Annotated in this window: 1 protein-coding gene; it reads right to left on the bottom strand. The window is 42.4% G+C overall.

What is annotated here, in order from left to right:
• The coding region (locus ACT3SX_RS15770) for a transposase (RefSeq protein WP_444761897.1) at window positions 1-231 on the bottom strand (231 nt) is incomplete at both ends.

The raw sequence follows: 231 nt of genomic DNA on the forward strand, positions 1-231 counted from the left end.
TTTTTGATGGTGGGTTTATAGGGAAACCAGCAATAAGCAATTAAACCTGACAGCAAGTTTGTGATAAACCCCGTGACACTACGATGGCGTGAGTGTTCGATTTGGCACAAGTTTTTAAGCTCTCCAAACACCGTTTCAACCAAAGAGCGATGATTGAGTAGTGCCTCATCCATAGGCTCAAGTAATTGGGGTTTCATATTACGCCGAAGTTTGGTTATCAACGTGGTATCA

The organism is Psychrobacter sp. AOP31-B2-9, from assembly GCF_052378005.1.
In the GTDB taxonomy this organism is placed as follows: domain Bacteria; phylum Pseudomonadota; class Gammaproteobacteria; order Pseudomonadales; family Moraxellaceae; genus Psychrobacter.